Source organism: Nocardiopsis nanhaiensis (genome assembly GCF_054778635.1).
The window spans coordinates 22,673-37,694 of sequence record NZ_BAAGZJ010000001.1 but is presented as its reverse complement, the minus strand read 5'-3'; the positions used below and the strand labels follow the sequence as shown (position 1 = coordinate 37,694).

General features: G+C 68.3%; 14 protein-coding genes and 2 tRNA genes. 3 read left to right on the top strand and 13 right to left on the bottom strand.

What is annotated here, in order from left to right:
- Positions 1-51: 51 nt before the first annotated feature.
- The 4 genes from ACYVD1_RS00160 to ACYVD1_RS00145 all read right to left on the bottom strand — a co-directional run bounded on the left by ACYVD1_RS00160 (position 52) and on the right by ACYVD1_RS00145 (position 3,355).
- The gene (locus ACYVD1_RS00160) at positions 52-708 is read right to left on the bottom strand and encodes an ATP-dependent Clp protease proteolytic subunit (protein WP_460765662.1); all 657 of its coding nucleotides are present in this window, start codon (positions 706-708) and stop codon (positions 52-54) included.
- A gap of 62 nt (positions 709-770) precedes the next feature.
- On the bottom strand, positions 771-1,334 hold the full coding sequence (locus ACYVD1_RS00155) for a ClpP family protease (protein ID WP_460766127.1): 564 nt from the start codon (positions 1,332-1,334) through the stop codon (positions 771-773).
- Between the two features lie 266 nt (positions 1,335-1,600).
- Positions 1,601-3,055 carry a trigger factor gene (gene tig / locus ACYVD1_RS00150; RefSeq protein WP_460765659.1) on the bottom strand — a complete coding sequence of 485 codons (1,455 nt, stop codon included), beginning with the start codon at positions 3,053-3,055 and terminating at the stop codon, positions 1,601-1,603.
- A gap of 225 nt (positions 3,056-3,280) precedes the next feature.
- Positions 3,281-3,355, bottom strand: a tRNA-Pro gene (locus tag ACYVD1_RS00145).
- A gap of 117 nt (positions 3,356-3,472) precedes the next feature.
- On the opposite strand from ACYVD1_RS00145, the gene ACYVD1_RS00140 reads away from it, so the two are divergent.
- From ACYVD1_RS00140 to ACYVD1_RS00130, 3 genes are all read left to right on the top strand, one after another.
- Positions 3,473-3,543, top strand: a tRNA-Gly gene (locus ACYVD1_RS00140).
- A 745-nt stretch (positions 3,544-4,288) separates the two neighbouring features.
- Entirely contained in the window at positions 4,289-4,792 is a 504-nt protein-coding gene (locus ACYVD1_RS00135) for an adenylyltransferase/cytidyltransferase family protein (RefSeq protein WP_460765655.1), read from the top strand.
- A gap of 142 nt (positions 4,793-4,934) precedes the next feature.
- Positions 4,935-6,797 (top strand): ABC transporter ATP-binding protein, encoded by a 1,863-nt coding sequence (locus ACYVD1_RS00130; RefSeq protein ID WP_460765652.1) that lies wholly within the window; start codon positions 4,935-4,937, stop codon positions 6,795-6,797.
- A 28-nt stretch (positions 6,798-6,825) separates the two neighbouring features.
- On the opposite strand, the gene ACYVD1_RS00125 is transcribed toward ACYVD1_RS00130, so the two are convergent.
- The 9 genes from ACYVD1_RS00125 to ACYVD1_RS00085 all read right to left on the bottom strand — a co-directional run bounded on the left by ACYVD1_RS00125 (position 6,826) and on the right by ACYVD1_RS00085 (position 14,944).
- The gene (locus ACYVD1_RS00125) at positions 6,826-7,587 is read right to left on the bottom strand and encodes an AfsR/SARP family transcriptional regulator (protein WP_460765649.1); all 762 of its coding nucleotides are present in this window, start codon (positions 7,585-7,587) and stop codon (positions 6,826-6,828) included.
- Between the two features lie 57 nt (positions 7,588-7,644).
- On the bottom strand, positions 7,645-8,241 hold the full coding sequence (locus tag ACYVD1_RS00120; protein ID WP_460765644.1) for a (2Fe-2S) ferredoxin domain-containing protein: 597 nt from the start codon (positions 8,239-8,241) through the stop codon (positions 7,645-7,647).
- 24 nt (positions 8,242-8,265) lie between these two features.
- On the bottom strand, positions 8,266-9,144 hold the full coding sequence (locus ACYVD1_RS00115) for a M23 family metallopeptidase (protein WP_460765640.1): 879 nt from the start codon (positions 9,142-9,144) through the stop codon (positions 8,266-8,268).
- Between the two features lie 65 nt (positions 9,145-9,209).
- On the bottom strand, positions 9,210-10,550 hold the full coding sequence (gene mgtE, locus ACYVD1_RS00110) for a magnesium transporter (RefSeq protein WP_460765636.1): 1,341 nt from the start codon (positions 10,548-10,550) through the stop codon (positions 9,210-9,212).
- 279 nt (positions 10,551-10,829) lie between these two features.
- A complete protein-coding gene (locus ACYVD1_RS00105; protein WP_460747343.1) occupies positions 10,830-11,933 on the bottom strand; it encodes a PP2C family protein-serine/threonine phosphatase in 1,104 nt (367 codons plus the stop codon).
- Positions 11,934-12,428: 495 nt separating this feature from the next.
- Positions 12,429-12,896: a ribose-5-phosphate isomerase gene (locus ACYVD1_RS00100; protein ID WP_460765631.1), complete on the bottom strand. Its 468-nt coding sequence runs from the start codon at positions 12,894-12,896 to the stop codon at positions 12,429-12,431.
- A gap of 98 nt (positions 12,897-12,994) precedes the next feature.
- Positions 12,995-13,141 carry a hypothetical protein gene (locus tag ACYVD1_RS00095; RefSeq protein WP_460747341.1) on the bottom strand — a complete coding sequence of 49 codons (147 nt, stop codon included), beginning with the start codon at positions 13,139-13,141 and terminating at the stop codon, positions 12,995-12,997.
- A 126-nt stretch (positions 13,142-13,267) separates the two neighbouring features.
- Positions 13,268-14,689 carry an aldehyde dehydrogenase family protein gene (locus ACYVD1_RS00090; RefSeq protein WP_460765625.1) on the bottom strand — a complete coding sequence of 474 codons (1,422 nt, stop codon included), beginning with the start codon at positions 14,687-14,689 and terminating at the stop codon, positions 13,268-13,270.
- Positions 14,690-14,812: 123 nt separating this feature from the next.
- Complete coding sequence (locus ACYVD1_RS00085) at positions 14,813-14,944, bottom strand: hypothetical protein (protein WP_460765620.1); 132 nt, start codon at positions 14,942-14,944, stop codon at positions 14,813-14,815.
- Between the last annotated feature and the right edge of the window lie 78 nt (positions 14,945-15,022).

Sequence of the window (15,022 nt, the reverse complement as noted above, 5' to 3'; positions counted from 1 at the left end):
CCTTCGCGTCCGCGAAAACGCCCGGCCAGAGGTGGTCGGCCTATGGGAACCCTACTTCAGGGAAGCCTTGCGGTAGGGAAGCACGAAGTCGATGAGGCCGTATTCGACGGCCTCCTCCGCCGTGAGGATCTTGTCCCGCTCGATGTCCCGCGACACCTGCTCGGCCGAGCGGCCCGTGTGCTTGGCCAGAGTGCTCTCCAGCTGCTGACGGATCCGGGTGATCTCGTTGGCCTGGATCTCGATGTCACTGGCCTGACCGTGCATTCCCTCGGTCGCGGGCTGGTGGATCATCATCCGGGCGTTGGGCAGGGCACCACGCTTGCCCGTGGTGCCGCCCGCCAACAGGATCGCGGCGGCCGAGGCGGCCTGTCCGATGCACACCGTCTGGATGTCGGGGCGCACGAACTGCATGGTGTCGTAGATCGCCATGAGCGAGGTGAAGGACCCGCCCGGCGAGTTGATGTACATCTGGATGTCCCGCTCGGAGTCGAGCTGCTCAAGCGTGATGAGCTGGGCCATCAGGTCATTGGCCGAAACGTCGTCGATCTGGACGCCGACGAAGATGATCCGCTCCTCGAAGAGCTTGTTGTACGGATTCATCTCCTTGACGCCGTACGACGTACGCTCCACGTAGGACGGCAGGACGTAGCGGCTCTGAGGAGCCATCGAGGCCGCGCCGCCGATAGGACTGGGGTTGAACTCGGTCATTTCACGCCTTCCACGCACTGCGCCGATTCATGGACTGGGCCAGGCAAGCTCTGGAGCTATGTTCAGCTACTGGTGACGTCGAGGGTGCCCTCGAGCACCTCGTCGATGAAGCCGTACTCCAGCGACTCCTGAGCCGTGAACCAGCGGTCCCGGTCGGCGTCCTTCTCGATCTGCTCGACCGCCTGCCCGGTGTGCTCGGAGATCTTCTCGATGAACATCTTCTTCACGTAGAGCAGTTGGTCGGCCAGGATCCGGATGTCGGAGGCGGTACCCCCGATGCCACCGGAGGGCTGGTGCATCATGACGCGGGTGTGCGGCAGCGCGTAACGCTTACCGGGCGCACCGGCGCACAGGAGCATCTGGCCCATGGACGCGGCCATACCGATACCCACGGTGCGCACGTCGTTGGGGATGTACTGCATGACGTCGTAGATCGCCATACCCGCCGTCACGGAACCACCGGGCGAGTTGATGTACATGGTGATGTCTCGCTGGCGGTCCTCAGCGGACAGAAGCAGGAGTTCTCCAACCAGTCGGTTGGCGATGTCATCGTCGACCTGCTGGCCGAGGAAAACGATTCGCTGGCGCAACAGGCGCTGAGGCGTCTGCTCAATAAAAGGGGAAATCTGCGGCTCGGACGCGTATGCGTCGGAACGCGGGGACTCATCAAAGGTCGGCGGCACTCTCGTCACCTGCTCCGGAATCGAAACGGTTGCGACTACAGCGACACTAACGCCGACAGGCGACGGGCTCGTCCGGATCCCGTCCCTGTTCGCTTTGAGCGCAGGGTACGGCAAGCCCGGACCCCCGTTTCTCCCACCAGCGAACACACAACGGGCCCCGACCGTCCCTGGGCGGGACGGTCGGGGCCCGTTCGAACGCTCTCGAAGAGTTACTTGGAGTCGGCCTTGTCGGCGTCCTCGTCATCCTTCTTCGCCTCGTCGGCACCGTCGCTCTCGGCGGACTCGACGTCGGTGGACTCAACCGCGGCGGCGGCGGCCTTGGCGGCGTCCTCCACGGCGTTCTCGTCCGAGTCCTCGACGATCTCCTGCTCGACGACGTTGCCGTCCTCATCGGTCACCTTGGCACCGGCCAGGACCAGGTCCATAGCCTTGCCGCGGACGACCTCGGTGAAGGCGACACGGATCTGGTTCGACTCGACCAGGTGCTGGGCCAGCTGGTCCGGGCTCACACCCATGCGCTGGGCCTGCTCGAACACGTACTGGCTGAGCTCGCCCTGGTCGGCGCTCAGGTCCTCCTGGAGGGCCAGCTGGTCGAGGATGAACCCGGCCTTCACGGCGGAGTTGGCGCCGGTCTTCAGCTCCTCCTCGAACTCCTCCTCGGTCTTCTCCTGCGACTCGAGGTAGGCCTCCTTGGTGAGGCCGCTCTGGCCGAGCTGCTGCTCGAGGCTCTGGCGACGACGGGTGATCTCCTCGTCGACGACCGCGTCGGGCAGCGGGATGTCGACGGACTCGATCAGGCTCTCCAGAGCCTTGTCACGAGCAGAGGAGAGCTGCTGCATGCGACGGACGTCGGCCATGCGCTTGCGCACGTCGTCACGCAGCTCGTCGATGGTGTCGAACTCCGAGGCGAGCTGGGCGAACTCGTCGTCCAGCTCGGGCAGCTCCTTGGCCTTCACCGAGTGCACGTTGACCGTGACGTCGGCTTCCTTGCCCTCGTGGTCGCCGCCGACGAGGGTGGTCTTGAAGGTGGCCTCGCCACCCGACTCCATGCCGCGCAGGGTCTCGTCGAGACCCTCCAGCATGCCGTTGGTGCCCACCTCGTAGGAGTAGCCGCTGACCGCGACGTCCTCGAGCTTCTCGCCGTCGATCGCGGCGGAGAGGTCGATGGACAGGTGGTCACCGTCCTCCACGGGGCGGTCTGCGCCAACAAGGGTGGAAAAGCGCTCGCGCAGGGTGCCGATCTGCTCGTCGACCTGCTCGTCGGTGACGGCCGCGTTGTCGACGGTCACCTCGATGCCCTTGTAGTCCTTCACCTCGAACTTCGGTCGAATGTCGACCTCGGCGGTGAAAACGAGCTCGTCGTTGTCCTCCAGCTTGGAGACCTCGACATCGGGCTGGCCGAGCGCGAAGATCTCCTCCTTCTGGATCGCTTCGTTGTAGAGCTCAGGGACGGCGTGGTTGACAGCTTCGCTGATCACCGCGCCGCGACCGACGTAGCGGTCGATCAACCGCGCCGGCGCCTTGCCCGGGCGGAAGCCCTTGATCCGAACCTGCTTCGCGAGCGACTTGTAGGTCACGTCGAAAGCGTGCTCGAGCTCCTCGAAGGGCACCTCGATGGTCAGCTTGACCCGGGTCGGGCTGAGCTCCTCGACATCGGTCTTCACGGGGCGGTACTCCTAGGTTTGCCGGCTGGTGTCCGCGTCGGCCCGCAGGCGCACCACACAATCGGCGAATGCACGCGCGCACCCCGGCCAGTGATGACCATGTTCCATGGGGTGCCCTGCGACGGGCTGGGACTTACAGTTTCCTGCTGATCGCACCAAGTCTAGGGCAGATACGCAGGGGGCCATGGCGCACGGCGCTCAGCCGTACAACCACGGAACCTTTCGTCGGGGTGGCGGGATTCGAACCCGCGGCCTCATGCTCCCAAAGCATGCGCGCTAACCAAGCTGCGCTACACCCCGTGACCCGGCGCGGACACACGTTCCCGAAATCGGGTGTGCGACCAACGCCCCAGAGACTGTACTCTTGTCTCCGTCGGCTCCACGAGTCTAGAGGAAACTCGAAGTCTCCGGCGCCACGCGGGCGTAGTTCAATGGTAGAACCCCAGCCTTCCAAGCTGGTTATGCGAGTTCGATTCTCGTCGCCCGCTCTGCTCGGGGCGAGCTGTGTGCCTGACGGCACCACCTCGCTCCGCCACCACACCCGGGGGACCACCCCCGAAACCCCCGAACCACTCCGGGCGAGCTGTGTGCCTGACGGCACCACCTCGCTCCGCCACCACACCCGGGGGACCACCCCCGAAACCCCTGAACCGCTCGTTCCACGGTTCCCGGTTCAGCGCTGGCCGAGGCTAGATCCGCTCGGCGACCAGAGTCCTGAAATGGAACTGGCTCATCATCCCGTGGGCGCGAACCTCGAAGTGGTTCTCGGACACCCTGTGGACCTCGCGGCTGCGCTCATGCCAGAAGTCGCCCGGAGTGTGGTCCCTCGCCAGTCGCAGAGCCTCCTCACGAGCGCTCTCCCGGTCCGGAAACCCCCTGGCGGCCCTCTGCCCGGTAGGTTCGCACCATGCCTCCACCGCGGATCTCCTCGACGATGACCACGCATGACATCTCTGGCATCTCTCCCGAACACGGACTGCGCCTACGGACTTCCAGGTGATGTGATTCACCTCAGACGGCGGTGGTTCCAGGTCGGTTCGTGCAGCTTCGTCCGGCCACGGCCGCGACGGGACGCCGGTTCAGTGAAAGGGATCACGCCCCGGCGAACAACATTCGGTTCCACGGGCCCGAGAGACGGAATACCCATCCCAAGCGGGTACGTTGACCCTTCGGGCGGACCCGTCGGCGCGATCGAGTGCGGGTGCCCCTCGGGTTCGGCGAAACGGGGGCCAGATGACGGACTCAGGCGAGACACACGAGATGACCAGACCGCTCAGCGCGCTCTGGTTCCAGCGACCGGAGGCTCTGGAGCGGCCGGTCGTGGTGACGGGTGTCTTCGACGTTCTCCACGTCGGTCACGTCCGCTTTCTGCGTTCCATCGCAGAACGCGGACTCCCCTTGGTCGTGGGTATCGAGTCCGACGAGCGCGTCCGCTCCTGGAAGGGCCCCGGACGACCGGTCAACCCCGCCGAGGAGAGGGCCGAGACCATCGCCGCCCTGGCCTGCGTGACCGGCTCCTTCATCATCGACGGCCCGCCGTCGGTCGCCGACTGGGCAGCCTACGCGGAACTCCTCAGGCCACTCGCGCCGGCGGCCCTGGCCTTCACCGCCGGGGACCGCTACACCCAGGCCAAGATCCGAGGCGCGGACGCCCTCGACGCCCAAGCCTGGGAACTGCCCTTCACCGCCGGCCGCTCCACGACCGCCGCGCTCGGCCGTCTCGCGCACTCCCTTTAGACGGGCTGGTGTGCGGGGCCCCGACAGGGCTGCGCGGGCCTCTACGGCTTACGCAGGAGTGCTGGGCCCGCTTCGGGAAGCGGCGGGAGCAGACCGGTGTTGACGCATGCGTGGCGAACCTGTGTAGAGAACGAGGCTGCGGATGATGTCAGGTAGGCCCTCCTACAGGGCCCTGGTCAACGACGGAAGCGCGCGGGGACAACAGCTCCCCCCTGGGATCACCAAACGCATCCTGTCGTACGCGAGGCCGCACTGGCGGGCGATCCTCCTCTTCCTGGCGGTGACCTCCGTGGGCGCGGCCATCGTCGTGGCCAACCCCCTGTTGCTCCGGGCCATCATCGATCAGGGCATCATCCCCGGGGACACGTCCATCGTGATCTGGTTGGCGATCGCCGCAGCGGGGCTGGCACTCCTCGAAGGCGTCATCACCCTGACCGGCAGGTGGCTGTCCTCCCGGATCGGTGAGGGCGTCATCTACCTGCTGCGCACCCAGGTGTTCACGCACGTGCAGCGGATGCCGATCTCCTTCTTCACCCGCACGCAGACGGGTTCGCTGATCAGTCGGCTGAACACCGACGTGGTCGGTGCCCAGCGCGCCATCACCTCGGTTCTGCAGTCGGTGGTGTCCAACCTCATCAGCGTGGTGGCGGTGCTCATCACGATGCTGGCCCTGTCCTGGCAGGTGACCCTGCTGGCGCTGGCGCTGCTGCCGCTGTTCATCGTCCCGGCCAAGCTGCTCGGCCGGAAACTCGCGAACATCTCGCGGGAGGCCATGGACACCAACGCCGGAATGAGCTCGCTCATGACCGAGCGGTTCAACGTGGGCGGGGCCATGCTGGTCAAGCTCTACGGGCGGCCGGACGAGGAGTCCGAGGGCTTCGCCCGCCGGGCCGCTCGAGTCCGTGACCTGGGGGTCCGCCAGGCGGTGTACGGCGGTCTGCTGTTCACGATGCTGGCCACGATCACCGCGCTCGCCATGGCGATGGTCTACGGCGTGGGCGGTGTGCTGGCCGTGGGCGGCGCCTTCGAGGTGGGCACACTGGTCGCCCTGACCACCCTGCTCGCCAGGCTGTACGGGCCGGTCACCACGCTGTCCAACGTGCACGTCGAGATCATGACCGCGCTGGTGTCCTTCGACCGGGTCTTCGAGGTGCTGGACCTGGAGCCGCAGATCAAGGAGAGCCCGGAGGCACGGCCCCTGCCGGAGGGGCCGCTGAGCGTACGGTTCGACGACGTGTCCTTCCGCTACCCGGCCGCTTCGGAGATGTCGGTTGCGTCCTTGGAACTGACACCGCAGTCGGAGGCGGTCGACGACACGCAGGTGCTCAGCGGGGTCTTCTTCACCGCGGAGCCCGGGCAGATGGTGGCGCTGGTGGGCCCGTCGGGTGCGGGCAAGACCACGCTCACCCACCTGGTGTCGCGGCTCTACGACCCGACCGAGGGTTCCGTGCGGATCGGCGGGCTGGATCTGCGCGACGCCACGGGCCGCTCCCTGCGCGACAGCGTGGGCGTGGTCACCCAGGACGCACAGCTATTCCACGACACAGTGGGTGCCAACCTGCGCTATGCCAGGCCGGAGGCGACCGAAGCGGAACTGGCGGAGGTGCTGCGGATGGCACGGCTGGGTCCGCTCTTGGAGCAGCTACCCGACGGCCTCGACACGATGGTCGGTGACCGGGGCTACCGGCTCTCGGGCGGGGAGAAGCAGCGGCTGGCCATCGCCCGACTACTGCTGAAGGCCCCGTCCGTCGTGATCCTGGACGAGGCCACCGCCCACCTGGACTCCGAGTCGGAGGCGGCGGTGCAGGAGGCCCTGGCCATCGCTTTGGAGGGCCGCACCTCGCTGGTGATCGCGCACCGGCTGGCCACCGTCAGGGAGGCCGACCAGATCCTGGTTCTGGAGGACGGCCGGATCCTGGAGCGCGGCACACACGACCAGCTGTTGGAGACGGGGGGCCTGTACACGGCGCTGTACCGGACCCAGTTCGCCCCCCAGTCGCGGTAAGAACGCAGCCGGGGGCCAGGGAGCTCTCTCAGGGGCCGGGGTCGTACCGGGCGGGGTCGTCGCGTAGCAGGCGGAGGTGGAGCTCCCGCAGCCTCGGGCCGGGGTCGGCGCCCAGTTTCTCGGCGAGGAGGCGCCGGTAGTTCTCGTGGACGAGGAGCGCCTCCTCCCGCCTTCCGTCAGCGGTGAGTGCGGCGATCAGGAGTTCGCGGAGCCGTTCGCGCAGCGGGTGGTCGGCCACGAGCTTTTCCAGCTCCACCACCCGTGTGCCGGCGTCGGCCTCCGGCAATCCGAGTTCGGCGGCGAACAGGTCCTCCCGCGCCCCCAGCCGGACCCTCTCCAGCCGGACGGCGGCCGCTCCGGCGAAGGGAAGGTGGGCGGTGTCGGTGAGCGGCGGGCCGCGCCACAGGTCCAAGGCCATCCGGAGCAGGTCCACCGCCTCCTCCCGCTGCCCGACCCGCAAGGCCCGGCGCCCGTGAGCTACGAGGTGTTCGAAGCGGACGGCGTCGACGGAGTCGGCCGGAAGGGCGAGCCGGTAGCCGGCCGGTTCGGAGCGGACCACTGTGGGTTCGGGGAGCACGCGCCGCAGCCGGGAGACCAGTGAGTACAGCGCCGAATCGGGTTTCGCGGGGCTCTCGTACGGCCAGAGCGCCTCGGTCAGCGCTGTCGGGGGGATGGTGTCCCCGACGCCCAGGGCCAGCCGGGTGAGCAGGACACGCAGCCGGACTCCGCCGACGTCGGTGTCCCGTCCGTCGGCGACCACCCGCAACGTGCCGAGCACACCGATGCGCATAGCGACATTCTCCCGGCCGTGCCGCCAGTCGACAAGCGCGTGAGAGGCCAGACCTTCTCAGAGCGGCAGCGCCCCAGTCTCGCGCCGACTCTTCTTCTCCTGCTTGGCCTTCTTCTCCTGCTTGGCCTTCTTCAGACCCTTGTCGCCCTCGCTCTTGGGCCGCTTGTCCTTGGGCTTCCTAGCTTCCTTCTCACGCTTGGCCCTCTTCTCCGCGGCCTTCTTCCGCTCCTTCTTCTCAGCCTTGGAACCCTTGTCCTTCTTGGGCTTCTTGGACTTCTTCGGCTTCTTGGCGTCCTTGGAGGTCACGTGGTCTTGCAGGACCGCGGGGAGCGGAGTGAGGCCGGGGCCGCCCTCGAAGATCCAGTCGTCCAGCGCGTCCAGGAGCTTGTCCTCGGTCATCTGGCCGAACCAGACGGGGCGGCCGCCCGCGGCGCGCCCCTCCGTGGAGGGCTGGACCACGACGACGTTGGACTGGAAACAGATCCCCAGGCACTTGCTGGTACGGACCGGAATGCGGCGGGCGGCATGGTCGTCGATGGCGCTGAGCCGGGCGAGCTGGGCCTTGTGATCGACGCCCGGCACCTTCTTCTTCGTGCCGCAGCAGCAGCCGCGGCAGACCGTGAGCTTGCAGGGCGCACCGTCGGTCGCGGTCACCGCACACCCCCGCCCATCAGATCGTTAGGCTCGCCTTACCTCACTACCAGGGTAATCTCCCGCCGAACTGGACTGACCGGCGGGTACAACCTCGGGCCCCATGATCTCAACCGGCCGCCAGGTCTCGGGGAGTCCTTCCCGTTCCGGGGCCTTGGCCCGCCAGCCGCTCCCCCACACCATGGGGATCCCAGCGGCGAACAGCGGGTGGCGCAGATCCATCAGCTGCACCCGCACCTGCGGTTCGGTGCAGGCCCCCGAACTCCCGCAGTGGGCGATCCGCTGGCCGAGCACCACCCTGTCTCCGCAGACCACGGTGACCGACCTCTGACGCAGGTGGCCGAGGAGTACGTGGGCACCCCCGATATCGATGATCACGTGGTTTCCCAGAAGGCCCGAGGGACCGCGTAGTTCGCGGAGGGTGTTCTCCAGGACGGTGCCGAGCAGCCAGAGCCAGGAGTTGCGGCTCCGGTGGTCCCGTTGGCGGTCGTACACGCGGACCACGGTCCCCTCGGCGGGCGCGTACACGGGGGCGCCGAACGCGGGGAAGTCCTCCGGCGGCCGGCTGAGCGGGCGCCAGGCGATGTCGGGGCGTGTGCCGTCCTCGGCCACGAGACCGAGCGCATGGGTCTGGCCGTAGGCATGGGTGCCTTGGCTCGGCACACTGTCCACCGGGCTGCTCAGCGCCATCCAACGGCCGCGCACCGGCGGAGCCAGGACGCGCGGGGCACAGCGGACCGTTCCGAGGCGCAGGTTCACCGCGAGCGCCACCACCAGCAGGGCTCCGCCGACCCACCAGGGCAGGCCGAGGTAACCGGCGAGGAGGGCGGCCATCGCCAGCCACATCAACGGCATGCGGACCCTGGCGAGGAGGACGGGCAGACGGCGCGGAGCGGAGGAGGGCATCCACCATTGTGAACACATCCCCACCGCTCCGCGTCACCACCGCTCCGCGCTCTCGGAGGGCGGAGTCAGAGGCCGAGCACCATCCGGGCGACGGAGAAGTAGATCAGCAGACCGGTGGCATCCACGAGGGTCGCGACCATCGGGGCCGAGACCACCGCCGGGTCCACCCCGACCTTGCGGGCCAGGAGCGGCATCGCGGAACCGATGACCGCCGCCCAGGTACAGATGGCGATCACCGACAAGGAGACCACCACCGCTATGTCGAAGCCCACCAGCACCGAGCCGATGACCAGGGCGACCCCGGCGAGCACCACTCCGAGCAGCAGCCCGACCCGGCTCTCCTTCCACAGCACCGAGGGCAGGTCCCGGATCCGGACCTCACCGACCGCCAGGGCGCGCACGATCGCCGTCGCCGACTGGGCGCCGACGTTACCGCCGGTCCCGATGAGCATCGGGATGAACATCGCCAGTGCCGTGACCTCTTCCAGGGTGGCCTCGTAGACCTGCATGACGTTGACCGTCAGCGTCGCCGCGACGATGAGCAGCAACAGCCACACCACACGGGCGCTGACCAGCCGGAACACCCCGACAGTCACGTAGTGGTCGCCGACCGGGCTGGCACCGGACTGGCGGGCCATATCCTCGGAGTCGGCCGCCTCGATGACCTCCAAGGCGTCGTCGAAGGTGAACACGCCCACGAAGCGGTCTTCGGAGTCCACCACCGGCAGGGCGACCAGGTTGGCCTCCTGGATGAGTCGGGCGGCGTCCTCGACCGGTTCGCTGACCCCGGCCCGCGGGGCGAACACGTCCACCAGGTCCTTGAGGAGCCGGTCGTCGTCGCTGATCACCAGGTCGCTCAGGGTGATGGTGCCGACCAGGCGGCGGCCGTCACTGACCACCGGCAGGGTGTAGATCGTCTCCGCGTCGGCCCCTTTGGCGCGCACCACCTCCAAAGCGCGGCCCACGGTCAGGTCCCGGTGCAGGATGACCGTCTCCGGGGTCATGTAGCGGCCGACCGAGTCCTCCGGGTAGCCCAGGAGCGAGGCGGTCATCTTGCGCTCGGCGGGGCTCAGCCCGGCCAGGGCCCGGGTGGCGATCTTGGCGGGCGCCTCCCCGATCAGCCGGGCCCGGTCGTCCGGATCCATCTCCTCGAGCAGGTCGTGGAAGTCCGTGCGGCGCAGTTCCAGGAGGATGGCCTGCTGCTGGCTGGGGTCCAGCTCCTCGAAGACTTCCAGTTCCCGGTCCTTGTCCAAGAGCCGGAAGGGGATGATCGCCTCACGACTGGATATGCGCGCGAATTCGTCCGCGATCTCGTGGGGCCTGTGTTCGGCCAACCAGATCCTGATCCCCGTCAGGTCGTTGTTCTCGACCAGATCGGTGAGTTCGTCAGCGCGCTCGCCGTCCATGCGAAGCACCCCCTTTGTCCTCAGGGCCCGGCGGGCACACCCGCGGAGCCGGGAAATCTGGGAAGTCCAGGGCCGGTCAACAGCCCGGTCCCGGCCCCTCGTCACTGGTGTGATGGGCCGTGCGGCGTCGGCGCCCGGGGGCGAAGAGGGCGGACACGGCGATCCGGGGACGTGTACGAAGACCTCGTACCGGGGTCGGGGAACATCCCGACCCTACCGCCAGGAAGAGTGCTCGTGTCGCACCCCCGTGTCAGGAGGCGGGGCGGAATACCGACCGAATCAGGTGCGCCAGAGGACCACGAGTGCGCAGTCGTCGTTCTTGTCCTTGCTGAGTGTGTCCACCACCTCGCCCGCACCGGTGGCGAAGCCCTGGGTGACCAGGGTGTCGGCGGCACCCAGGAGGCGGTCGATCCCCTCGTCCAGGTCCTCTCCGGGTGTCTCGATGAGGCCGTCGGTGCACAGCATGATCGCGTCGCCGGGGCGGAGCTTGCCCTCCACGGAGGCGTAGGTCATCTCGGGGATGACCCCCAGGACCACGCCCTTGGCCTCGGTGGTGCTCCACACCCCGGTGCCGCCGTCGTAGTGAAGGGCGGGAGGGTGGCCTGCCGAGGCGACCTGGTAGGCGCCGGTGTCGGTGTCCACGCTCAGGTGCACGGCGGTCACGAAGCCCTCTCCGCCGCTGTTGCGCATCAGGTAGTCGTTGCAGTGGGCGAGGAAGTCCCGGGCCGGAACCGCGCCGATCAGGCCGCTGAAGGCCCCGGAGAGCATGAGGGCGCGGGTTCCGGCGTCCACGCCCTTGCCGGAGACGTCCACAACCGCGATGTCGAGCCGGTTCTCCCGCCGGATGGAGACGACGAAGTCACCACCGAAGGACGAGCCGCCCGCCTGGCGCAGGACCGCGGTGCGCCCCCACCCGGACGGGACCTCGGGCATCCTGCCCTGGTGCCGCAGGCGGTCGCGCAGGTCCAACAGCATCATCTCACCGCTCAGGCCCTGCACGCCGAGCCGTTCACGTACCCCGGACAGCAGGTACGACAGGACGGCGGTCACACCGATGGTGACCAGGAGTCCCGGTCCCACCTGGCCGAAGTCGAGCATGGAGGCCACGAACACCAGGACCGCGGCTACCACGCCGAGCAGGAAGGCGAGGCTCTTGCGTTTGAGGAGCAGGCCCCCGGCCAGGACGGTGAGGATGGTGGAACTGGGCGGGAACCAGCCTGCGGGGCCCCAGACGGCGCCGATCCCGATACCCACGGCGATGACGACGAGGGTGATGAGGACGAGTCGGTAGCGGAAGAGCACCTTGCGCCGGAGCACCGCGACAAGCCGCTGCGTGGTGGATCGCAGCAGCCGGGTGGTCTTGGCGGTCGGTGTGGCGTTCATGAATCCTCTGGCTCGGCACACCCGCTCACCCGCGGGGGTCACTCCTGGTCGTGGCACGGCACACCGGTGCGGTCACGGTCGCGCCGGTGCCGGTCTGCGTCGGCGGGCTGGGGCGGTGTGGGGGACACGCGCCCGGATCGTGGTGGCTGGTTGCGCCCGAAGGCGGGCACCGCTGTGTCGCGGACAACGATGGCCCGCCGCTGTGCACGAACTGTAGCGCTTGCGGTGCGGCCGTAGCACGTGCAACCAGGGGTGTTCCACCCCGTAAACCCGGGTTTGGGTTCCGCCTAAACCCGGGGGCTGGGGGTAGGACAGGCGGAGGTCGCGGCGGGTCCTTGTGCGAGAACAGGATCCCACAGCCCTGCCGGGCGGGAACAGAGCCCCTGAGGGCGTGCCGTGGCTCCGCCCGCCGTTGGCCGCGCCCGGGCACACGAACGCCCCCGTGCGACCTGCGCACGGGGGCGGACACATGGCCCCGTCCAAGGACGGGCGGGGTTACGGAAGCGGGGGAAGCTCGCCGGTCTCCTCGTAGTCGCTGAGCATGGCGATCCGGCGCGTGTGCCGGTCCTCGTCGCTGTACGGCGTGGCGAGGAAGAGCTCGACGAACCGGGTGGACTCCTCCTGGGAGTGCATCCGGCCGCCGATGCTGAGCACGTTGGCGTCGTTGTGCTCACGCGCCAGCTTGGCGGTGTCCTCACTCCAGGCCAGGGCTGAGCGGATGCCCTTGACCTTGTTGGCCGCGATCTGCTCGCCGTTGCCGGAACCGCCGATCACGATGCCCAGGGAACCCGGGTCCTTGGCGACGCCCTCTGCGGCCCGCAGGACGAAGGGAGGGTAGTCGTCGACCGCGTCGTAGACGGCCGGTCCGGCGTCGACGACCTCGTGGCCCTGCCCCTTCAGCCAGGAGACGAGGTGTTCTTTGAGCTCGAAGCCCGCATGATCTGATCCAAGGTAAACACGCACCTCACCAGTGTGACAGCTCCCTGTCGCGCGCAACGCCGCGCCCCGCCCGGTCGGGGACCGGGCGGGGCGCGGCGTTCGTCGTGCGGGATCCGGCTGGCTCAGGCGCCAGCGGCCGCGGCCGCGACGCTCAGGCCGAGGGCGGCGAAGCCAGCCATCGAGAGGATCGCGATCAGGTTGTACACGAAGATGGCCTTCAGGTCCTTTCCGAGAGGACCAGCCTTGGAGACCGCGGGCTTGTTGCTCAACTCACACCTCGATTGGGTTCGACCAGAGGATGACCAGTCGGAATTTTTCCACACCACACAACGCGCACGTCACCGGGGGTGATTCCCGGCGAGTACGGAATCAGGCTGTGACTCCGGCCACAGGCGTCACATCTGCACGGCCTTGACCTCGCAGAACTCCTCCAAGCCGGGCAGCCCCCACTCGCGCCCGTTGCCGGAACGCTTGTACCCGCCGAAGGGCGCTCGGGGGTTCATCGCCCCACCGTTGAGCTCGACCTGGCCGGCCCGCAGGCGGCGGGCGACAGCCAGTCCCTCCTCGGGCTCGCCGGACCACACAGCGGCGTTGAGCCCGTAGACGGTGTCGTTGGCGATTTCGACCGCATCCTCGACCGTGTCGTAGGGAATGAGGGCGATCACGGGGCCGAAGATCTCCTCCTGGGCGATGCGCATGTCGTTGCGCACGTCGGCGAAGACCGTCGGGCGGACGTAGAAACCGCTCTCCTGGCCTTCGACCGGCTCGGAGCCGCCGACGACCAGGCGGGCCCCTTCCTCCACCCCGAGGTCCACGTAGGAGCGGACCTTGTCGCGCTGGGCGGCGGACACCAGCGGGCCCATCCTCGTTCCCTCGTCCGCGGGATCGCCCGGAACGTACTTGGCGGCGGAGGCCGCGGCCAGTTCCACGGCCTCGTCGTAGGAGTCGCGCTGCACGAGCATCCGGGTGAGCGCGTTGCAGCTCTGCCCGGTGTTGCGCATGACGTCGGCGACGCCGCGCTTGACCGCCTTGGTGAGGTCCGCGCCGGGCAGGACCACGTTGGGCGACTTACCGCCCAGCTCCAGAGCGACCTTCTTGACCGTTTCGGCCGCGACCTGGGACACCCGGGTTCCGGCGCGGGTGGAACCGGTGAAGGAGACCATGTCGACCTTCGAGTGGGCCGCGATCGCCTCCCCCACGACGGGCCCGGTACCGGACACCAGGTTGAACACACCGGCGGGCAGCCCGGCCTCGTCGAACACCTCGGCCAGGGCGTAGGCGCTCAGCGGGGCGACCTCGCTCGGTTTGAGGACGACGGTGTTGCCCGCGAGCAGCGCGGGGACGACCTTGAGGACGATCTGGTGCAGCGGGTAGTTCCACGGGGTGATGGCGCCGACCACGCCGATCGGTTCGTGCACGACGAGGGAGTTGCCGACCTGCTCCCCGTTGAAGTAGCGCTCGCCGTGCTCCTCGACAAGGTCAATGTAGGTGCGGAACATGAGGGAGGGGAGCCCCGCCTGCACCTTGGTGGCGAAGGTCGCGGGCGCGCCCATGTCACGGGTGAGTTCGGTGGCGATGTCGCCGAGGCGGGCGTTGAACAGCTCCAGCGCCTTGGCCAGGTGCGTGACCCGCTGTCCCGGCGTGAGCGCGGACCAGGCGGGGAGGGCGACAGCCGCAGCTTCGACCGCGGCGTCGACGTCAAGGGTGGATCCGGCCGGAACGGTGTCGATGACCTGCTCGGTCGCCGGGTTGACCACGTCCAGGGCCTCTTCTGAGGCGGAGTCGCGCCAGGCGCCGTCGATGTAGAGGGATCGCATGGAACCACTGTCTCAGAACGCGATTCTGGTTGACCAGTGCGGGAGGTGCCCCAGTGGGCGCACCGGTGCTTCCACCGATGACCGGACAACGCGGAGGTACGGCATCCAGCCCCAAGGGACGGGTCAGTCCCAGTGCGGGGGGCGTTCGGCGATGAGGCGGGCCGTGGAGTCGTCCTCACCGTCTCCCCAGCCTTCGGCCCGCTCGTCGCGGGTGGTGTCCGGGAAGAGCTCGAAGTCGTCGTCGGGTCCGGGCATGGGCCTTCCTCCCTGTGGTACTGACAAGCCTTACCCCAACTCTATGCGGGCTGCCCGGGGCGGTCGGCCCACCGCCTC